This is a genomic window from Aeoliella fuhlenseeensis (assembly GCF_052161615.1).
Taxonomy (GTDB): domain Bacteria; phylum Planctomycetota; class Planctomycetia; order Pirellulales; family Lacipirellulaceae; genus Aeoliella.
In genome coordinates this window covers 3,943,442-3,965,168 of sequence record NZ_CP197417.1, presented here as the reverse complement: position 1 = coordinate 3,965,168, position 21,727 = coordinate 3,943,442, and the positions used below count along the sequence as shown (strand labels likewise).

Genomic DNA, 21,727 nt, shown 5'->3' with positions numbered 1-21,727 from the left:
AGCCGTCCCCAGGAGCATCATACACACCAAGACGTATAAAGATCGGCTTGGAACGTTCATGTGTTTACCCCACGATATTGCTGTCACGCCAGCAGCTGGTAGGCCGGCGAGCGATCGAAATCACCATTCCAACTGCGAGAAGTGCCAGTGTAAGTGATACCCCCGAACCCGCTTCGGGTATCGCGGTTGCCGCGTGTACGGCAGTTGTGAGCGTCGCGCCAAAGTTCTGCTTCCAGACTTGATAGTCTTCGGCACCCACCAAGCCAGCAAGTTGCGTATCGCGGTTGCTGATCCAGTTGGTGCCCAGGTTGTCGCGCCACACGGTGTAGTCGACCAGATTCACCGCACCGTCGCCGTTGTAGTCGCCCGCCAGGCCAACGGAGAGCACGCCGCTTACGAGCAATTGCGTCGTGTTCCAGCCAAGCCCCGAAGCGAGTGACGGAAGGGCGAAGTCGTCAAAAGCGCCTGCGGCTGAGTCGAATCTCAGGATTTCGAACGCATCACCAAGCGTCGGTGTGGAGGCACCGGCTGTGAGTGCAATGTCGAGAGTTCCGCCGGCAGAGAAGTGCGATTCGACCACAAGTTGGTCGCTACCTGACGGCGTCGCGATGTCGAGTTCTATGGTCGACGTACTATCGAGTGACATGGACCCTTCGACCAGCAGCGTCTGCCCTTGATACGTGAGGACGCCTGGCGTGAGAAGCGAGAAGCTATCGAGCGCACCCAGCCAACCGGTGCCGCGCACGTCGGTGTAGAAGCCGACCACGTCGCCATCGTTGCCTGACAGGTTGTTTCGCGTTGAGATGACGGTCCGAGTATCGCCATTGTAGTAGCCAAGCTCGTAGCTTGTGCTACCGACACGACGAATGAAGAGGCGGTCGAACGCCACGTTGCCGCCACCCTGCAGGTTGAGTTCCGAGGTGCCATTGAAGCCGCGAGAGTAAAGCGTTCCATCGTTGCGTCCGTAGATCGTAACGTAGTTCTCCCGCACGCCGGTCGCGGGAGTAGTGCCCCCGACGTAGAGGCCGATGTCCTGCGAAGACCCGGAGTGGTCGAGTTCGACTTGGACTTCTTCGTTTATCGCAAGGGCAAGGCCATCGCGACGGAGTACCGATTGCTCCACACCCGAGCCATCGCGCGCAAACGTCCTGTAGTAGAGCTCCCCTTCGCTAGTCTGCCACGAGGCGACGTTCGAGCCGCCATTGTTCGAATCGAGGATCACGGTGTTCGTGTATCCGCTCAGGGTGCCACTGAAGTTGTCGATCACCGTCACTGCGTCGGCGATGGTGGATTCAATGCCGACGTCACCAACGCGGACGACGCTTCCCGCGGCGTGGAGATCGCCGCCGATAGTTCCGGCGCCGCGAAGTGCGGAGCCATCCGAAAGCTGAACGCTGCCCTGCAAGTTCGCGCTGGGCGACACTTGAATGACTGAGGCGCTAGTCGCCGTGACGTTGCCACTTAACGCGCCTTGAAGGTCGAGCGTCTGAGAGCTGAGAGGCAGCACGCCGCCCGTCCTACCCGAAGCCGATAAGGTAGCTCCCGCAGCAACGCGAATGAGGGACGATGCCAGCGAAGCGTTGCCTGCAAGGTGCACCGCTCCTTGCTCGATGAGGGTGTCACCCGTGAAGGTGTTCGCCGCGTTGTTCAGTTCTACCACGCCTCCGCCGAGGACGCGCAACCCTCCCGCACCGCCGATTCCTGCTCCGGTGAATGTGAAAGACTTGCCCGCGGTGTGACGAAAGGTCATGCCGGAGGTGCTTACGGGCTCGGCAATGGCGACGGTGAACGTTGTCGCGCCGTCGTCGAAGGTCGTACGATTGCCATTCTCAAAAGCGGCATCGCCATAGTCGTCGCCATCGCTGTCCCACGGCGTGCCGCTCTCGCCGCCCCACTGATTGCCGCCGTTGCCACTCCACACTAGGTTTTGCGCAAGATTTGCGAACTCAAGCACATGGAGTGAAGAGCCGGTGGCACCGCTGGCGTTGTTGCCATTCTCTTGCAGGTAAATCGAGACGACCCCACTGTTAAGAAGTCGCGTGCGATCCATTTGAGGCTCGCCAACGAAGTCGCGGTCGTCCGTGTAGACAATCTCCCAGTCTTGCCAGCCTGTGGACTTCGAAGCCGTGGCGATCACCAGGTCGCCATTGGTGTAGTAGTTGGCCGCGACGCCAGCTCCGTCCCCCGCACCGGGTGAGACGTAAGCAACGTACAGATTGCCGAACTCGTCGTAACCCATGTCGGGTCGCGAGCCGACGGCCCGCTCGGTGGGGAGTTCGTTGCGCGTCCATTCGCCGATAGAGTCGCCTTCCTTGAGCGAGAAGTTCGTAAGCACGACCCCGCCATTTGCGGTGGCGCTGCGATCATGACTAAATCCTATCCCCGCGATACCGGGATTGCCCGCGACGTCGTACGCCACCGGTGCACCTTGCGACACACCGTTGAGATACCACTGGACGGTCCAGTTCTCCTCACGGGTGTCGAGCACGATCTTCATGTCCACTGGCGCGGTTGGATCGACTACATCGCCACTCCAGCTTTGCACGCCGGTCGCACCGCCGCCGAGGAAACCTTCTTGATCGTTACCGCCGCGGTTGGCAGACAACATCCAGGCGTAGCCGGGGGCGTTCGAATGACGCGTGGCGAAACCAGTTTGCGTCCAGTCTCCCGTTGCGGGATCGGCGGGCAGGAAGCCAAAGCCCATCCAGTTCGACTGGTTGTTGAGCAGCGTGGCCTCGGCCGTGTAGACCTTGCCAGACTCAGGCGAGAAATCGAGGTGGGCGGCTTCGCCGTTGGCCGTTCCGGCAACCGTTGTGGTGGCGACACCGTTGTCGAGATACGTTCCACCGGCCTGCCACATCGCACCGCTCGACGCGCGACTCGGCGCGCTGCCATTGAGCTCGAGGCCCGTGCCATCGAAATAGTCGGCGAGTAATGTCTTGCCAGGGTCGCGATAGTAGTGAAAGTAACCCGCTCGCGTTGCGTCGAAACCCGTGAACGGCGCGACTTCATCCCGCCGATGCCACATCACCGTATGCACGGCTCCGTCGGCGTCGACGACCTGCGCCTGCTGGTTCATCAACGTGTTGCCACGATCGAGCGAAACGACTGTAACGCCCGCGGAGTTGCTTTGTATGGGACTGCCGGGCGTGCCAATCGTCACGCCATTGTTGTTCTTCCAGGTGCTGCCGCCGTCGTCGCTGTAGGCGTACATGATGTCGTGATTGGTCCCGCCCGCCGACTCTCGCCACGTCCAGGTGGTGTGCATGCGACCGCTGGCATCGAAGTCGACACCGTTGAGGTAGGCGTTGCGGTTATTCGAAGACGAGCCGTAAGGATCGCTGTAGTTCAGCCCGTCGCGGCCATTGATGAACATCTGCGGCGAGGTCCAGGTCTCGGTGGTCCGATCGTAGCTGGCCATGAACGTCTGCCCGTCGCCACTCGTGCCGGTGCGGAACACCATTTTCATGTTGCCGTCGGGCGCACTGTAGAACCGCGGGTAAGTCACGTTGTCGAACGGCGCGGGGGGCGTTCCGGCGACATTCGTATTCAGCGTATTGGCCTCAGGATTCAGCACCGGGTTCCACACCGCTGCTGTAGCGGCACCGGCGTCGGTGCTGCGATAGTTCATGTGGCTGTTGTGGTGATCGTAGCTCAGATGAACTCGCCCATCGCCATCGATTCCCATAGAGATCACGTTGTGAGCATTCCACGCAGGGCCGTCGCCGTTGTCGAACGTCTGCCCCGTGTTGAACACTTCCCATTCCGAGCCGCCGAGCGCCCGGCGCCCGAGGTACACAAACTCATCGACGCCGGGGGTCCGGTGGTACCACGTGGCGTACTGGTAGTCACCCACCGTCATCAGGGCTTCGGTCTGATACGCCACGCCATTGATCGCGGGGCCGTAGGTCGAACCGCGTGGCATCAACAGCGCCTGCGGGTCCAGCACCATGTCGCTGGTCATCGCGAGCTGATTCTGCGCGCATGCCCAGGTGCATGGCAGCATTGTCGCGAAGACAACGAGTGCGCAGGAGTTCCAAGAAAGTAACCGCGGGCGTCGCATAACTCGCCTATTCGTCTAACAACAATCCAGGCGTTCGCCGCGGAGAGTCGATTAAAGAAGCTAGAACTTTTCTACGTAGGGACCCTTGTTCCGGCTGCCTTGCCAAGTGAGATCGATCTGCATGTCGTCCTTGGCTCCATCGACGTTCATCGTCAGACCCGAGTTGTACTGGTCGGCATATTTCTTCGGAGCGAACCAACGAATGGATCGATCGTCGATCTGTTCCAATGCCGTCACGGCCATGGGATGGGTGCCCATCGGCACTCCATCGCCCGGCTTATAACAGCTCAGCGTGAACTTGCCATTTTCATCGATCACACCCACCGAGGGGCGGTGACCGGTGGGAATCACCATCACTTGGCCTTTGGTGAGTGGCTTGCCATCGATCATCACGGTGCCCGAGACCTGGACGAGACCCTCTTTGTTGTTGCAACCAACGACCAACGCCGCTGACAGCACCACGACGAGACTTGCAAGATGGTTAGTACGCATCCGCCACACCTTCAGAAGAAAGTTTATTGAACATGTCCGCGACTAGAGCTGACCGCCACCACCGCCGCCGGAGGGGGTAGTCGCCACGTCGGCTTCGGGAGAACGCGTGGACTTCGCGCGGTAGACGGCCAGATCGGTGTCGTCGGTGATATAGTCGACACTGCCATCGCCGTACGAGAAGTTCAAGCCGCCGGGATGGAAGCTGTTGAAACCAGCGTGGCTGTTCTCCGAGGGTAGCTTCAGCGATACAAGCTCGGGCAATGTATTGGGTGCGTAGAAAGTAGACCGCATGGATGAGGTACCGCGGTTGCCGTTCGTCCACAAGTTGCTGTGCTCGCGAAGGTGACCAAGGATGGTCTCGCCGAAGAACATGGTGTTGCTCGTGCCATCGGTAATCTGGCGGAGTTTGATGGGCTTGGCGTAGAAGAATATGCCGGTGTTGTTGTACTTGGTGTGGTACACCTTGCCCCGCGCATCGACGCGGTTGTAGTAATCGTTACCAATTGGCGGTCCTACATCGCCCATCACGCCCGCGTAGCTTCCCGTCGCCACGCGAATGTTTGCTGGCACGTTGTGTTGGTAGTCGGCGTAGGGCTGGCGCTCGCCATCGCTGGGGCAGGTGAGCTCATCGAGCTGAGTGCCAATCGCTTGTGCAACTTGGGCGTTGTTCCAATCCCACGTGCCGGGCGACCAGATCATGCGAGTTTCCACGCCGAATTGATCGTACAGCGGTTGCTGCTCCATGAACGGCAACAATTCGACGAACACACTTGCTCCGTGCTGCTGCAGCGGGCCAGCCGGACGTGCGCAAGGAGCGGTATCGCCATCGCAACCTAGCCGACCGGGAGGGAGTTCTTTGTGCGTGCTCTCGTAATTCAGCGCCGCCAGGGTCACCTGCTTCAAACGATTGACGCACTGCATTCGCCTCGCGGCTTCGCGAGCGGCTTGGACGGCCGGCAGTAGTAGCGCGACTAGAATGCCGATGATCGCGATGACGACCAGGAGCTCGACGAGTGTGAAACCGTGGCGTTTCGAAGCCATGACCAATCCTTTTCCGAAGGGCAGCTTGGTGGGTGCAGAACACACCCGGTTTTAGGAGCACCACCGGCCGCGAGCGAATGGCGAGGCATTCGCTCGCGGCGTGGGGGATCAACGAATTGTATGCCGCCTCAACCAAGGCGGACAGGAAATTAACTCTATTAGCTCTTTACGAACGACGACGGCGAAGCGCTACGACGGCCAGGCCGCCAATCCCGGCCAGGATCATCGTGGAAGGCTCCGGAACGATACGAAGGTTGTCCCAGCTGCCGAGCGTCCCGACGGCGCGGACATCGGAGTACAAACCCACGAACAGGGCGTTGTTGTCCAGGATGTTGTTGCGGTCGGAAACGATCACTCGGGTGTCGCCGTTGTAGTAGCCGAGTTCGTAGCTATTTGGAGCACCACGCATGATGAACAGCGTGTCGAAGGCTGGTTGCGATATGGCTCCACCGTGAAGGGATACCTCGCCGACACCGTCGACAAAGCCACGAGAGTAAACCGTCGTGGCATTGCGAGCGTAAACGTTCAAATAGCTGTCGCGTGCGTTGAAATTGGGCGACGAACCACCAACGTACAACCCAATGTCTTGGGAGGCACCGCTGTGGACCACGTCCACCTGCAGCTCGGCGCCGACGTCGAGGGTTAGGCTATTGTAGATAAAGGCGTACTGTTCAATTCCATTGTAGGAAGTGGTGGCAAGTTGCAGCTGGCCGTTGCTAATCTGCCACGCGGACGTGTTCGATCCGCCACCATTGGCGTCGAGTATCACGGTGCTCGAGTACGCGGACAGGTCACCGCTGAAGTCGTCTACCAACCCATCTCCAGCACCCTGAGATACATTGGATACGCCAATTGCTAGGAGTCCGGACGCCAGCATTGATCTCATCAGTCGTTTCATTAGTTGCATCTCCAGGAAGTGGTAAGAAGAGTCATAACCAACAAGAATCCACGCTGCGTCAAACCGTGGAATGCTGCCCTATTCCACGGCGACGCAGCAAGGTTGCTCCGCCGGCCGCGAGGCCGAGGAGCAGAAGAACAGAACTGGGCTCGGGCACGGTGGCCTGACCCACGTTGATGCCACCCAATGCGCCGGCACCCGAAGTGGCACCGAAGTTGGTTTTCCACAAGGCATAGTCGTCTGCGTCGATCACGCCACCGGTGCCATTGCCACTCAGCAAGTCATCTTCGGTCGCACCGAGGTTGTCACGCCACACGGTGTAGTCGGCCAGATTGACGATGCCATCGCCATTGAAGTCGCCATTAAGTCCAGCGGCGAACGTCAGGATCAAGTCCGTCATCGAGTCGTTGTAGGAAGCGGTAAAGCCACTTGGCAGACCGGCTCCAAAGTCGAGGCTGCCCAGAGCCGTGGCAATGCCACCGGCTGCCGAGAGCAGGGTGAATTGCTGCCCGTCGGCCGGCGTGAAGCCGGTGGCCAGCGTGACCGCAATCTCGCCCGTCAGCGTGGCAAAGCCACTGATATCGAGGCGATCAGCTCCCGAGCCGTTAATGTCGAGAGCGAGTGTGCCCGTCGACCCAAGGTTGAAATCGCCGTTGATGTCGAGTGTGTCGACTCCCCCACCCGAAACAACCGTCAGGTTCGCGAGGTTGCCCAGGATACCCGCCGCGCGGACGTCGGTGTAGAACCCGACCACACTGCCATCGTTCAGGGTGATGTTGTCGCGATTCGCCACGACGACGCGAGTGTCGCCGTTGTAGTAGCCAAGTTCATAGTCGTCCTGTCCATCGCGTTTGATGAACAGCTTGTCGTAGGCTGGCTGAGCGATCGCTCCGCCAGTTAGTGTCGTCTCGGTCGCTCCTACGAAGCCTCGCGAGAAGACGTTCGTGGCATTGCGGCCGTAGACGTTCAAGAAGTTCTGCCGAGTATCGTTGTCCGCCACGCTGGCCGCAGTGGGAGCGGTGCCACCGACGTAGAGGCCAATGTCCTGCGAGGCGCCTGTGTGGGCGATATCGATTTGCAGTTCTTCGCCGACTCCAAGGCTCATACCGCTGCGAACGAACACCGACTGCTCAATCGACTGGAAGGTCGAGGTGTCGTATTGCAACTGCCCGCCGGAGACCTGCCAGGTTCCGACGTTCGCTCCTGCGTTAATGTCGGTGTCAAGAATCACCGTGTTCGTGTAACTGCCAAGGCCACCGCTGAAGTTGTCGATCAGGGTTTCCGTCACCGGCTTGCCAACCGACAGGGTGCCATTCACCACCATGCTGCCCGTCGAGGCCGCGGTCGCTTCAAGCGTTGCGCCGCTTGCGACCGTGGTGGTGCCACGGTAGTCATTACCCGTGTTGTACAATTTGACGGTACCGTTCGAGACATTTACCGCTCCGTAGCCGGCGAGTCCGCCGGTGCCGGAGAACGTGTAGGTGCTGGCGGAGTTGAACGTGGTGCTTCCGGGCGTGACGTGGCTGTTAACCACCACGTTCTTCTCGCCGCTCGCCCCAAATGTCACTGCATCCAGGTCACGAAACTGATTGCCACCGGACCAATTCGAGCTGTTCGCCACATTCCAAATGTTATTGCCGGCGGTGCCAGCCCAAGTGAGGCTCGATGCCGATCCGCTCACTTGCAGATTGATCTGATTGGCTGCCGAGGTCACGGTGAAGGTCTGACGCGGGTTGAGCGTTTCGCCCAGGTTGTTTACGGCTTGACCCGTCATGCCGCTCACGTCGATGGCACCACCCGAGTGGTTCGCCAAGCGATAGGAGCCCGTGGCGAGCGTTCCCTCACGGGGAGTGACTTGAACCACGACGCTGGGACTGCCGGACGAGGCGTTGATCGCACCGCTGACGGACAACAAGTCACTCTCGGTGCCACCCACGGTTGTCGTGTTGCCGAGTTCGTACTGCATGACGCCGCCGGTGCCAAGATTGGAAAGCTCCAGATTGCCATTCACCGTGAGGGTGCCAACGCCGCTATCGCCAGGGGCAACCACGTTGTTGCTTCCGGCGAAGAGGCGGACGTTGCCGGCTCCGGTATTGACCGTGCCCGCACCGCGGAGTGCCTGATCGTTTTGGATGGTGTACTGCGAGAACGAACTTACGTTGAAGGTCGCGCCGCTACGAACATCGATGCCGCTGGTAGCCAGTTCGCCATCGGTGCCACCGCTCGCCTGCACGGCCAGTGTGCCGGCTTCGATCACCGTGCTGGCTCCCCAGTAGTCGAAAGAGTTCGAAGTCGAGGTGGCGATGGTGAGCGTGCCGCTGCCACGCTTTACGACATGAACGTTGCGGCCCGCGTTGGTGTCGGGGGTGCCGTTCATTTCAACATCCACGAAGTTGCCGTTAGCGTCGGTCGCGTAGTCGGTGATGCGGCCGGTGATGGTGGTGTTGCCGGCCCCATCGAACACGAAGTAACGATCGTTCGGTGCCGCGGCGTCGAAGGCCGACAGGGTGCCCGAAAGGGTTAACGTTCCCGAGGTCGATTCGAACTTATAGTTGCTTCCTTCAAGGGGCGTTTCGGCTTTGATATTCCCTGCCCATGAGCTAGAACCGCTGCTGGTGAGGTGAGCGGGTGCAGTGCCGACGCGTTCGTCGAGGTAAAGCACTTCGTTGCCGACGGCTTTGTTAACCAGTGCGAGCTGTGCCGTGCCACTCACGCGAGTGAGCGAAGCCGCGGTGCCATCCGAAAGGCCGGGTGTGCCGGCACCCGAGAGGGTCAGCTTGGTGTCAGTGCCTTCGACGACCATGGTACCCGCAAAGGTATTGTCTCCAGTGAAAGTGGGCGTCGCACCCAGCGTGACGATCACCGTGCCCGCACCGGAAATGACACCGTTCACGGTGCCACCGAGATAGCCGCCACCGATCGCGCCGTTATCGACAAAGAAGCCATTATTGCCGCCGAACAGCAGGTTCGAACCAGCGGCCGTGAGCGTCACGTTTTGGTTTGCCGGAATGGCGCTGGGGTGCGTGACCGACAAACGACCGGCATTGACGGTAAGTCCGCCGGTGAACGTGTTACCCGCGTCGAGAATGAGTTCGCCAGAGCCGGCCTTAGTGAGACCGGACAATCCACCAATCGAGGCGCTGATCCAGTGCCGGCCGGTGGTGTCAATGTTCGCTTCGCCAGTGAGCGTGATCGTCTGCGCTGCTTGCGGCTTGACATAGTAATCGCCATCGCCGGTGTTAGCGAACGTGATCTTATTGGCCGACACGTTCGAGTCCAGGGTCACCGTGCGATTGGCGGTGATGACACCGCCGAACAGGACATTGGAGCCAGCAGTCGGAACCGCGTTGTTGCTCCAGTTGGAAGCAGTACCGAACAACCCATCCGAATCGACGTTCCACTCCACGGGCGGAGCAGCGACGGCCAGCACACCCGTCGAAGGCGTGAATGTGTACGTGCCATTGGTCCAGACCGAGCCGGATTGCGTGAACCCGTTGCCTACGCTGAACGTGGTGCCGTAGGTAGCGCCGGCGGCGCTGACCAAAGTCCAAGAATCGCCGGGAGTCGAGCTCGCTCCCGCTAGATCGAAGTTGAACATGCCATTGAACGTCGCAACACCGGCACCACTGATGCTGTTGTTGATGCCCGGGGCATTGATGTCGAACAGGAAGTTGGCCCCTTCGTCGACTGCGAAGCGGCTCTGGGTGGCATTGGGCAGAAGGACGTTGCCGGTAAACGTATTGGCGCTGTTCTTGAGATGAAACGTTCGGAGCGGATCCGCATTACCATTTGCGACGACCGTGATGTCGCCCGCACCAGTGAGCGTACTCAGCAAGTTCAGTGGGCCCTGCACGTGAACGCCCATTCCAAGGCTGCCGACCGTCAGGGAGTTACCGGCCAAATTGAACACATCGGCTGCGCCTTGGGCCTGGCGAAGATTGCCACCATTGATGGTCAGGTTATTAACCGTAATGGTGCCCGTTGCTCCCGTGCCCTTGTACATCAGCGCGTCATTAAGCTGAACGCCGGGAGCCGAGTCCGAAGTGATGGTGAGCGAGTCGCCCCCGAAGGTGTAGCTGTTGCCATCGCCGGGGGTGCGGAGCAAGAAGTTGTTGTTGAAGTAGTTGTTGCCGGCGCTGGGAGCCGCGGCGTTACTCCAACTGAGAGCCGAGTTGAACGAAGTGGTTCCCAGCCCGTTATCCGCTGTCAGGTTAACATCAATCGCTTGGGCCGCGCCCGCGAGCAGTAAGGTCGTCGTGGCGACACTGCAGAAGAAAATCGCTCGTTGCGATATGGAACGCATGGTCGGTTGGGTAATCATCCTGGTATCTCCGCGCTGAACGATCTAAGTGGGCAGAATTCAGTGGTCGTAACGGCACCCGACGGGGGTCGGCCTGCCGCTGCAGTGTGCGTTGCGCTAAACAGACCGCCTGTCGAACGCTTCAAAAAGTTAAAGAGGGCGTGGCAGACGTGGGCCCACGCCTTGGAGTTGGTGGTTAGTTGGTTTGGTCCGTTTGCCGACCAAAGGCATACCACTCCACGCGGAGTGCCATCGGGTTCGGTTTGTCCCGCGCGTCGGCGGGTTCTTGGAAGATTCCATTCCACACATCCACTTCAATCGAGTTGATCCCTTGCACCAGTCCTTCCGTCACGTCGACGTACCGGAACTTGCTGTGATCGAACTGTTGAGCGTTATCGTTGTCGGTCCACGGCACGACCTTAATGGGCTGGTCGTTGACGCGGACTTCTTGGATGCCATTGTCTGCCAGAAATCGGCCGAACAACTGAATCGTTGATAGGTCGTAGCCCTTCAGGCTGAACTCAGTGCGGAACGTAAACACCGAGTTGCGAGCCGAGTTACGCCAACTGGGAGTCGAAACCCACTGCGAACTAAGCGCATCGTTCGGCAGGTAGCGCTCGTCGGGCGTGCAGACCATGGCGTAATTGCTCGCCTCGGGGTCGATTCCTTCGCCTGCCACCACGCGCCAGTTGGGATCCTCGTCACCCTCACGGAAGCCGAGACCCGTGTTGAACACCGTGATCGGTTTGTAAGGATTCATGTATCCCATGTCGACCGGGCTCAGCAGGTTGACTGGGAATTCTTTCCGCGAGTCGGGACGTCCGACTTCGTCCACCGCAAACGCCCGGCCTTCTCCAACTAGGACTCCCTTAGGAGTCGCATGGTCCGCTTGTTTGGGGTGCACGCGCACCAAGCCTTTGAGCACTTTGGTCTGGGCACCCGCTCCCTTCGCAGCGGAGACGGCGAACGTCGTACCTAGATCGACTACTTCCATCGTGTCGGTGAGGACCGTGTATCCCTTCGCCCACTCCGCAACATGAACAGTGACGTCGCCATAATCAAGGCGAACCTTGTCACGTGAAATGAAGGTCAGGGAGCACGGCGCCTGAGCGGCAATCTCCGCGCCGTAGCCAACGCTGATACGGACTTCGCCCTGCTTGAGCGCAAGCGACTCGCCTTCGCGAATCGAGTGGCCCACGGCGAGTTGCTTTTGTTCCCACTCAGCGTTTTTGAGTGAACTGAGCGTCGCTACCGGCGCGGGCGGTTTGCTCGCCACGCAAGCCAGCGGAACAATCACCGGCGTGTCGGTAGAACTCGGCCAACTTAGCCCAACGGCGACTAGCACCATGGCAGCGATCGCCATCGCCCACTGCCACCATCGCGTGGATGGAAGCGAGGCAGGGGATGGGGCTCGATCGCTGGGGCGCGTGGACTTGAGCGATGGACCCATAGCACCAGTTCTATAAGCATGGCGAAGGTCGACATCCATCTGCGACACGAGCGCGAATGCCGTTCGCACCGCTTCGTCGTCAGCAAGTAGCTTCTCGAGCCGACGCACTTCCGTCGCGCTCGCCTCGCCCGACAACACGTTGTCGAACAGTCGCATCAGTGGTTCGTCGATAGGATGCTTGGTCATCGCTTAGTGCCCCGCCGCCGACACTTTAGTTTGTATGCACTTCATCAGACTTCGCCGGAGTCGAGTCAGTACCATCGATACGGCTGCCTCGGTCTTATTCTCTCGCGCCGCCAACTGTTTCATCGATTCGCCTTCGGCGTACCGTGCACGAAGCAATAACTGATGGTCTTCGGACAGCTCGCGCAGGCAACCAATGAGCGCTTCCGTCCGATCGTCCGCCTCGGCCGCCGGACCAGCCAGGTAGCTACTCGCCACCTTCTCCATCACTGCATCGCTGAAGAATACCCGCGAACGTCCGAGCGACCGCTGGTGGTTCTTGATGTTGAAGTACGCGACCTGCATTGCCCAACTGGTGAAGTCCGTACCTGGTTCGTACTCCTCGAACTTCTGCCACAACAGGACGGTGGTCTGTTGATACACGTCCTCCGCGTCGCTCATGTTGTGAAGCATGGCGTAGATGTAGCCGAACACCCGGCTGCGGCTTTCGGCCAGCAGATCGGAGAACGCTACGATTTGGTGTTCGTCAGAACTTGACATGGGCACCAGCGTTACGAACGCCACGGGCGCGATTGCCCAGGGAGTTAAGGAAAAGGGAGCAAGTAACCCGCTGGGGGGGGTACCTGTTGATTGTCATCCGCCAAGGAGAGCCCAAAGGCCCGAGTAGAGAAGCCGCCTTCTCGCGGATAGTAAATGTCGCCCGCTCCGCGGACACAACGGACAATCTTAAATAAATTTAGACAACCGAAAAGAATCACTAGAGCAACGCACGGGTGCCCGCAGTTGTTTCTTGCCGCCCACAGGCAATCGGGATCGTGATCCCAAAAAAACAGCCGAGCAGCAAGCTGCTCGGCTGGCATGTAGCTTCAGTGGTTGGAGCTTAGCTCCAGCCGTCTTTCTTCTTGCCTCGACGTCGCTTCTCGGCGGGTGTGAGCGTGTCGTTCATTTTCGTCAGGCGAAGCTTCAGGGCGAAGCGGGTTACCAGGGCAACCTTGCTGACCCCCAGCTTCCGCATAGCATTCGTTCGGTGCGTGTCGACCGTCGGTGCTGTAACTCCAAGGATCCGCGCTGTCTCTTCGGTGGAGCAACCGAGGCTAATGAGGCGCACTACTTCGCGTTCGCGTTTGGTTAGTTCGTAAGTCATATTTCGATGTTTAGTTACTCTCTCCACATACTTCAAGGGACCAGTCTACTCATTCTAATTACTCGCTCAAAACCGCATGCCGACTATGCTCCAAATCCCTATCCATAACTACCCCCAGTCCGCGGGGTATAGCAATTCGACAACACGGTGCGCGACACAGCTTTGTATGTGCTGCTTTACACTTCGACTCGTGTTTCCCCCCGAGTGATAGGCACTTATCACTAGCGCACGCGACTCTTCACCTCTTGTCGGATTGCCGGACCTGGTAGGATGAACTTGGCTTGAATAGGACGATGGTTACTCGACGCATTAGTATCTGGGAAATCATTAGCGCGAACAACGACTTCGCTCGTTAGAGTCCACTCTTCGGGCAACTTCGCGTGAAAGGCGAAATCGAGGCAACTGTTCGGATAGTCATCAAGGCCATCGTCATTGCGATCGCTCCAGTGCGTGTCGATCATCTTCGTCGGCTTCGCCCACGTCCACTCTCCGCCTTGCACAAAGTACTCGTGCGATTGATTCCCGTGTTCGACTACGAAGTCGTAATCGAAGTTGAAAACACCCATAGCGACGATCGGCTCTTTTGATTTGCGCGCCCACGACCTTAACCCGCGCGATTGACTTCGACGCAGCACCGCGTCGACGCGCGCGAGGTGCACGGCGACGAACCAAAATCTCTCGCCGCTACGCCGGTGTTCGAACAAGCACGCCAGCGGACTGCGATGGCGCCAGTCGTTCATCTCGTACCCATCAAACTGAAACAACTCGCGCGATTCGAGTAGTTCTAAGTGCTCGCTGTTGTAGGAAACCATCACGCGAGTGGGACCACCGCTCCAGGTCGCTATGTGTCGATAGGTTCCGCCCCGCGCCTTGCGAATTGCTGCGGAATAGCGGTCAATTTCCCGCGGTCCGACATCAACCAGGGCATAGATCGATGCCGGTGGCATGTCGGCAAGTTGCTGACAAACGATGGCCGGAATGGCATGCCCCGTGTCGACCGACCACGAAAGAAAAGTCATCTCTGCCGCGGATGCCGAAGCAGCCACAAGCAGCATTCCCACCATCGCGCGTAGCAGCATGGTGCGAGTCTCCTGGAAGTCTGTGCCCGCGCGAACCAATCACTGGGACGCACGAGCTTCATTTCCCCGAACTCATGGTACCCGATGAGGAGACAAGCACAAGCAAATTAACGCAACAATGCGCCAACGCATTCACGCTATCGGTTAGGTGGTCGTCACGCGACCAATGTCCCAGCTCTTCAGATCGAGCTCGGCAAGTTGCGCTTGCACGCTCTCGGCGTAGTAAGGACTTACCACCATCACTAATCCAATGCCCATGTTGAACACACGGGCCATCTCGGCATCGTCCACTTCGCCCAGTCGCTGAAGCCACTGGAACACCGGCGGCACCGGCCAGCTCCCCTCCTTGATCGCAAGCTTGAGTCCAGCTGGCAAGATGCGGCTGGTGTTCTCTTCCAATCCACCACCCGTGATATGTGCTATCCCGTGCACCACCTGCTTCACTCGGTAGTGCGAAAGAATCTTACGGACCGCCGAAGTATAAATCTTGGTTGGCGTGAGCAGCACGTCCGCAACGCTGCCGCCGCACTCGTCGACTTGATCGCTCAGTTGAAGGCCTGCCACGTCGAAGACGATCTTTCTTACTAAACTGTAACCATTCGAGTGGATGCCACTCGACTCGATGCCAACCAGGACATCGCCATCTACAATAGCCGAACCGTCGAGTAGCTTCGCACGATCGACCACGCCCACGCAGAAGCCCGCCAGATCGTAATCGCCGTGTGAATACACGTCGGGCATGATGGCCGTCTCGCCACCCACCAGCGCCATGTCGCCATCGAGACAGCCCTGGCTGATCCCTTCGACCAGCGCCTCGACGAGCTCCGGGTCGTCGTGGCTCATCGCCATGTAATCGAGGAAGAACAGTGGTTCGGCACCCATGCACAGGGCGTCGTTGACGCACATCGCCACCAGGTCGATACCGACCGTGTTGTGGCGATCCGCCATTTGAGCGACTTTGACCTTCGTCCCCACGCCATCGGTGCAGGAGACCAGCACCGGGTCTTGGTAGTTGCGGCGGAACAGGTGCCCGCTGAAGTCGAGCGAGAACAGGCCAGCGAAACCACCATCGGCCGGGATCACTCGTGGCGAGTGCGTCCGCTTCAAGAGCCGTGGCAACTTCGCCATGCTCTGAGCGTACACCTCAAGGTCAACGCCCGAATCTTTGTAAGTTGTTTTCGCCATAGGACTTCCGAGCCAGGAACACCGAAGCTGCTGATTGTAGGATTCGCCGCATAAGAGTGTCAACGCGGTGGCCATGCATCGCAAGTGCTCGATGTCGCTCAAACGGCGAAACATCGCTCGGCGACGATCGCAGCAGTTTTGAGGATTCGCCCAGTCCTGCGAGTTTCGCGGCCAATAGGGAAACCGACCGGGCGGAAGGTCGCTCGTCGCCTGTCCAACCTGCCGTGCCCGCCAGTTGTAGGAAAGAAAGGGCCGCGATTATCGGTTGCCCGCGTGCGGGAAATGGAGATTATCCCGAAGTTCCGTCTCCGGCGAACCATTCTGACGACGGAAGAGCTAAGGTACGATGATAGCATATATCAAGTGGTCTCTTGGCGGCTGCCGAGGACAGGAGGACCTGACCCTAGCGCTCACGCGCACCCTCCCGTTCTTTTCGCCCCGTGGAAGCCACTGACGATGCAACTTCAGGCGCCCTGGTTATTTGCTCGCGCAGCGAGCGTGATGATGCCCCCGTCGCACCCCGCACCTCCGCCGCTGCAATTCAGCTACCCACTGCCGTATGGCGCGATCCTTCGCGACGACGGCGTGCAGTTCGCTGTATACAGTCGTTCTGCGACTGCCATGAGCGTACTCCTGTACGATCATGTCAACGATCGCGAACCGACCGACATCATTCATCTCGACCCGGTGACCGACCGCTGGGGCGACATCTGGAGCGTGTTCGTTCCAGGTCTTCGCGCCGGTACCCTGTATCACTTTCGCGCCGATGGTCCCTTCGAACCTTCGAAGGGCCTGCGATTTGATAAGAACGCTCGGCTGATCGATCCCTACGCCCGAGCACTCGCCGGAACGTATCAGAAATCGTCCGACGGCTTGGTACGCCCGCCGAAGTGCGTGGTGATCGATGACCATTTCGACTGGCAGGGCGATCGTCATCTCCGCCGCCCGCTTGCTGAGACCATCATCTACGAGACGCACGTCCGTGGTTTGACGCGAAGCAGCACCAGCGGCGTCGAGCATCCCGGGACTTACTTGGGGATCATCGAGAAGATTCCCTACCTCAAGTCGCTGGGCATCACCGCCGTCGAATTGATGCCGGTGCACGAGTTCCCGATGTTTGAGAGCGATGGTTCGAAGTCTCGCCGGCCGAACTACTGGGGCTACGATCCCATGGCGTTCTTCGCGCCGCACCGTGGCTACATGCACGGCGAAGAGCCGGGCGGGCAAGTGAACCAGTTCAAGACGATGGTTCGTGAACTCCACGCCGCCGGCATCGAAGTGATCCTCGACGTGGTGTTCAATCACACGTCCGAAGGCAACGAACGCGGTCCGACGTTCAGCTTCAAGGGCCTGCAAAACAACGTCTACTACATGACCACCAAAGATGGTGGTTACAAGAACTACTCGGGTTGCGGCAATACCGTCAACGGCAATCACCCGATTGTCCGCGAGATGATTTTCCACTGCCTGCGTCACTGGGTCTACAACTACCATGTCGACGGATTCCGCTTCGACTTGGCGTCGATTCTCAGTCGCAATAGAAACGGCGAGCTGGTTCCCAATCCGCCGATGGTGGAACTGATTGCCGAAGACCCGATGCTCGCCGATACAAAGATCATCGCCGAAGCATGGGACGCGGCGGGTGCGTTCCAGGTCGGTTCGTTCGCCAACATGCGCTGGGCCGAGTGGAACGGTCACTACCGCGACGACATCCGTCGCTACTGGCGTGGTGACTTTGGTGTGACGGGTGCGATGGCCACACGTCTGGCTGGTTCGAGCGATCTCTACCAGCCGAGCGGTCGCAATCCGTACCATAGCATCAACTTCGTCACGTCGCACGACGGCTACTCGCTCAACGATTTGGTGAGTTACGAGCGGAAGCACAACCTCGACAACGGCGAAGAGAATCGCGACGGGGACAACAACAACTACTCGGCCAACTACGGGGTCGAGGGTCCCACGCGTCGTTCGGCGATTGTGTCGCTGCGTCGCCGCCAAGCGAAGAACATGGTCGCATCCTTGCTGTTGAGCCAAGGCGTGCCGATGATCCTCGCGGGCGACGAAATCCTTCGCACGCAGCGTGGCAACAACAACGCCTACTGCCAGGACAACGCGACCAGCTGGTTCGACTGGAAGTTGGTGGACCGCAACGAAGAGATGTTCCGCTTCACCCGCGAGGTCATCGCTTTCCGCCGCGCTCAGCCTGTGCTCCGCCGGCAGAAGTTCCTCACCGGAACTGCCAGCCGGCCGGGCGAATTGCCGGACGTCAGTTGGTACGGCGTCGAAGGCCAGTCGATCGATTGGGAGAGCACCTTCAACAGCTTGACCTGCCTGCTGGGGACTTGCTGGCTTAACGATCCCGCCGCTCAGCCGGTGCTTATCATGATGCACTCGGGTGGCGACGAGCAGTCGTTTGCAATTCCCGAGCCCGCGAGAAAGCTCCGCTGGCGGTTGTTGATCGACACGGCGGCCGACGCCCCGAACGACATTTACCCCGAGCGGAACGGTCCTCTGGCAGCGAGCGGCAAGCCAGTGGTCCTGGCCCATCACTCGCTCCGCTGCTACGTGGCGGAGTAGTCCGTTGTCAGTCCTCGCCCGACAGTGGTACAGTGGTACTTCGTTCCCAATACCTCGGGCGAAGGACCCATGACAAAGATCGCGATTATCGGCATCGGCGACGATGGATTGCAGGCCGTGCCTCCTTCGGTGACCAAGCGCATCGAGGAGGCCGAGGTCCTGCTCGGCTCCGAGCGTGCGCTCGCGCTGGTGGCGGACAAAGTCGTCGGCGAGCGCGTGGTGCTGAGCGGCGACCTGCACGATCTCGCCGACCAAGTTCGCAACGTTGGCAAACGCCGAGCGGTGGTGCTGGTGCTGGGCGATCCCATGTTCTATGGGCTCGCCCGCTACATCACCGACGGCTTTGGCAAGGACCAGTTTGAGGTCATCCCGCACGTCAGCAGCATGCAGCTCGCGTTCGCGCGGGTGATGGAAAGCTGGGACGACGCCTATCTCACGAACCTGGCGAATCACTCGCTGAGCTCGGTGCTGGAGAAGATCCGCGTCGCCGACAAAGTGGGCATGTTCACCACCGATAAGATCGGGCCGAACCAAATTGCCCAGGCGTTGCTCGATAAGCAGATCGATTACTTCGACGCGTACGTCTGCGAGAACCTCGGTGCTCGCAACGAATGCGTCACGCGTGGCTCGCTCGCCGAGATCGCGGGTCAGACCTTCGATGCCCTGAACGTGATGATCCTCGTCCGCCAACGCCAGCTTCCCGACCGCCCCCGCGAAGCAGTGGGGCGCCGGCTGTTTGGCAATCCGGACGAAGTGTTCTTCCAGTCGCGGCCCAAGTACGGGTTGATCACGTCGGCGGAAGTTCGCTCGCTGGCCCTCGCGCAGCTCGATATTTGGCGAGACAGCATTGTGTGGGACGTTGGTGCGGGGAGTGGTTCGGTGAGCGTCGAAGCCGCACAGCTCGCCAGCGATGGCACCGTGTACGCCATCGAAATGGACCCCGAAGACCAGCAGCTGATTGAAGCGAACTCCAAACGTTTTAACGTCGGCAACGTTGTACCGGTGCAGGGCAAGGCTCCCGAAGCGTGGGCGAACCTTCCCGACCCCGACTGCGTGTTCGTCGCCGGTAGCGGTCGCGAAGTGATTCGCATCGCCGAACTGGCCTACCAACGCCTTCGCCCCGAAGGCCGACTGGTGCTGAATTTGACCAGCGTCGACATGGTTAGCGAACTTCGCCAGACCCTGCGTACTCATAGTGATAATGTCCAAGTGTGGATGATCAACATCTCCCGCGGAACCGATCAACTCGAATCGCTAACGTTCGACGCCCTAAAGCCGTCGTTCCTGCTCGCGGTAACGAAGTGAGATCACTAGCAACACCCTCATGCAAAAACACCAACACAAGGCCGAGTGGCGGAATTGGCAGACGCTCTGGACTTAAAATCCAGTGTCCAGAAATGGGCGTACCGGTTCGAGTCCGGTCTCGGCTAGTTGGTGGTGTTGTTTCGCACTATACGTTTGACGTTTCTCGAAGCTTTCGCGGGCACCCGGTGCAGCGTGCGGTGCAGTTCCCAACGTTTCCGGCAAGTTCTGCACCGGATTTTGCAGCGCCTTGGGATCGGGTTCCAGCGCTCGCGCAAAGTGCTCGTCTGTAATCTGCAAATAGTGTTTGTTGGCTACGGGTTCGCTATTACCGATCCAGTTGCAAACGACGTGCAACGGGAATCGCTCGGCCAACTCAGTCTCGCGAGTCGATCGCAGATTCTGGAATGGCTTGGGCCAAGGTTTCAGGCCGGCGCGTTTCACAATTCGCGTTAGCTGCGTTCGCAAATTGGAGTTGCTGTCGCGGTACCGCGTGATTACGTACTCGGCCCCCTTAGGGGCCAACTCCTGCGCGTCCTCCAGATACGGGCGCAACTCCGGGAAGATCGGCACCAGCCTCGATTCGCCGCCGACCAAGTGCTCCGTTTTGGGCGATTGGACCTCGATCCGCTCGTGCTGCCAGTTTACATGCTCCCACTTTAGGGTTAGCACTTCGGAGGGGCACCGCACGCCCGCGAAGCGGCATAAGGCGAAGATCAAACGCCACTCCGCATCGGGGCAGGCGTCGAGCACTTTCTCCGCATCGGCCCGCGTGACAAAGTGGTAGCGGGCCGTATTGGGTTGGATGGTCGCCTTCAAATCGGCAAACGGGCTCGCCTCTACCAGTTCCTTCCGCACGGCAGCGTTGAAGAACACCTTCGACACCGCGATATGCTTACGGACCGTGTTCTCTCCCATTCCCCCGGTCGCCAATTTTGCCCGCCAAGCGTCGGCATCGGTCGGTTTGATCGTGCGTAGGGAACGCTCGCGACCGAATCGCTCGATCAGCATCCGCTTGGTAGTCTCGTACTTTTTCATCGTCAGCGGTTTAACGTCCGTGCGCTCCGCAAGATACGAATCTAGGAACGGCCCCAGGAGGGCCATATTCCGCCCCTCGCACAACTCGACCTTGGCTAGCTTGGCGTGCAACTCGTCCTCGATAGCGGCCAACCAGCGGGCCGTATCGGGGTCGATCGCTTGCTTCGAGATTAGCGCCGAGTTGATTACCTCCACCCGATACTTGATCCCTTCAGCCACGCGCTGCGCGACTTTCCCGAGGCGGATAGACCTCCGCTTTCCATCGCCGGCCATGAACTGAATGGTCCGCCGGCCGTTGGGTTCTTTCGATATGCTCGCCACGATTTACCTTTCGCTCAAAGAAGATCCAGCACGATTCGCAAATGATCTTCCACCTTTGCCATTGTCGCCGCGTCGATCTTGCCGCGGCGGCGGACTAGTCGCCCGCGCGAGATGCTGCGGACCTGCTCCGGGATGACGTAACTGTCCTTCGAAACTCCACCGGTAGGCTTTGCTACCTTCACGTGTAAGGGAATCTGTTTGTCCTTCGTTGTGATGGGCAATACGATCAGCAATCCCGCGGCGCTCGCGTTCAGCCGATCTGCCGACACGATTAGCGCGGGGCGTTTGCCCGCTTGCTCGTGTCCCTTCACTGGGTCTAGGTCCACGTCCCACACTTCGCCGCGCATTGGATCGCCAGTGGCCATCGTTAATCGTCCTCCTGACCGTCGAGCAAAGTCCGATCCCACGCGGCGCGTTCGGCTTCTTCGGCCGCCCATGCTTTCGGGTCGCTGCGCAGCTTCGCGTATGCTCGATCGGTCGCGTCGAGTAGCCGCTGGCGGCGCAGAAGCTCGACCGCTTGCTCCAAGACTTCGGGCATGGTTTGCCCAGCCTCGTCGGCAATAGATCGCAGCTTGGCGTGAGTTTCGGGTTTAATGCGGACGGTTTCGCTAGCCATAACACGATCTCCTGGGCTGTATGCATCCCAGTATACGC

14 protein-coding genes, 1 tRNA gene and 1 pseudogene are annotated in these 21,727 nt (G+C 59.4%); 3 read left to right on the top strand and 13 right to left on the bottom strand.

Annotation, left to right across the window (positions count from 1 at the left end):
- Positions 1–64 precede the first annotated feature (64 nt).
- The 10 genes from SH292x_RS15560 to purM form a co-directional block, all read right to left on the bottom strand.
- A complete protein-coding gene (locus tag SH292x_RS15560; RefSeq protein ID WP_442481927.1) occupies positions 65–4,006 on the bottom strand; it encodes a BNR-4 repeat-containing protein in 3,942 nt (1,313 codons plus the stop codon).
- Between the two features lie 117 nt (positions 4,007–4,123).
- On the bottom strand, positions 4,124–4,555 hold the full coding sequence (locus tag SH292x_RS15555; protein WP_442481926.1) for a hypothetical protein: 432 nt from the start codon (positions 4,553–4,555) through the stop codon (positions 4,124–4,126).
- Between the two features lie 42 nt (positions 4,556–4,597).
- Positions 4,598–5,596, bottom strand: a complete 999-nt coding sequence (locus tag SH292x_RS15550; RefSeq protein WP_442481925.1) for a DUF1559 family PulG-like putative transporter — start codon at positions 5,594–5,596, stop codon at positions 4,598–4,600.
- A 166-nt stretch (positions 5,597–5,762) separates the two neighbouring features.
- On the bottom strand, positions 5,763–6,494 hold the full coding sequence (locus tag SH292x_RS15545) for a PEP-CTERM sorting domain-containing protein (protein ID WP_442481924.1): 732 nt from the start codon (positions 6,492–6,494) through the stop codon (positions 5,763–5,765).
- 58 nt (positions 6,495–6,552) lie between these two features.
- A complete protein-coding gene (locus SH292x_RS15540) occupies positions 6,553–10,797 on the bottom strand; it encodes a beta strand repeat-containing protein (RefSeq protein ID WP_442481923.1) in 4,245 nt (1,414 codons plus the stop codon).
- A gap of 193 nt (positions 10,798–10,990) precedes the next feature.
- A complete protein-coding gene (locus SH292x_RS15535) occupies positions 10,991–12,430 on the bottom strand; it encodes a hypothetical protein (RefSeq protein ID WP_442481922.1) in 1,440 nt (479 codons plus the stop codon).
- Between the two features lie 3 nt (positions 12,431–12,433).
- On the bottom strand, positions 12,434–12,967 hold the full coding sequence (locus tag SH292x_RS15530) for a sigma-70 family RNA polymerase sigma factor (RefSeq protein ID WP_442481921.1): 534 nt from the start codon (positions 12,965–12,967) through the stop codon (positions 12,434–12,436).
- A gap of 340 nt (positions 12,968–13,307) precedes the next feature.
- Positions 13,308–13,571 (bottom strand): response regulator transcription factor, encoded by a 264-nt coding sequence (locus SH292x_RS15525; RefSeq protein ID WP_442481920.1) that lies wholly within the window; start codon positions 13,569–13,571, stop codon positions 13,308–13,310.
- Positions 13,572–13,792: 221 nt separating this feature from the next.
- A complete protein-coding gene (locus SH292x_RS15520) occupies positions 13,793–14,650 on the bottom strand; it encodes a hypothetical protein (protein ID WP_442481919.1) in 858 nt (285 codons plus the stop codon).
- Positions 14,651–14,794: 144 nt separating this feature from the next.
- Positions 14,795–15,835: a phosphoribosylformylglycinamidine cyclo-ligase gene (gene purM / locus SH292x_RS15515; protein ID WP_442481918.1), complete on the bottom strand. Its 1,041-nt coding sequence runs from the start codon at positions 15,833–15,835 to the stop codon at positions 14,795–14,797.
- 501 nt (positions 15,836–16,336) lie between these two features.
- Here purM and glgX point away from each other — a divergent pair.
- From glgX to SH292x_RS15500, 3 genes are all read left to right on the top strand, one after another.
- Entirely contained in the window at positions 16,337–18,412 is a 2,076-nt protein-coding gene (gene glgX / locus SH292x_RS15510) for a glycogen debranching protein GlgX (protein WP_442485863.1), read from the top strand.
- A 69-nt stretch (positions 18,413–18,481) separates the two neighbouring features.
- Positions 18,482–19,717: a precorrin-6y C5,15-methyltransferase (decarboxylating) subunit CbiE gene (gene cbiE, locus SH292x_RS15505; protein WP_442481917.1), complete on the top strand. Its 1,236-nt coding sequence runs from the start codon at positions 18,482–18,484 to the stop codon at positions 19,715–19,717.
- 39 nt (positions 19,718–19,756) lie between these two features.
- Positions 19,757–19,842, top strand: a tRNA-Leu gene (locus tag SH292x_RS15500).
- Between the two features lie 166 nt (positions 19,843–20,008).
- Here SH292x_RS15500 and SH292x_RS15495 read toward each other — a convergent pair.
- From SH292x_RS15495 to SH292x_RS15485, 3 genes and pseudogenes are all read right to left on the bottom strand, one after another.
- A pseudogene (locus SH292x_RS15495) lies at positions 20,009–20,632 on the bottom strand (tyrosine-type recombinase/integrase); the annotation flags it as partial.
- Between the two features lie 455 nt (positions 20,633–21,087).
- Positions 21,088–21,438, bottom strand: coding sequence for a type II toxin-antitoxin system PemK/MazF family toxin (locus SH292x_RS15490; RefSeq protein ID WP_442481916.1), 351 nt, complete (start codon positions 21,436–21,438; stop codon positions 21,088–21,090).
- A gap of 2 nt (positions 21,439–21,440) precedes the next feature.
- Positions 21,441–21,689 (bottom strand): hypothetical protein, encoded by a 249-nt coding sequence (locus SH292x_RS15485; protein WP_442481915.1) that lies wholly within the window; start codon positions 21,687–21,689, stop codon positions 21,441–21,443.
- Between the last annotated feature and the right edge of the window lie 38 nt (positions 21,690–21,727).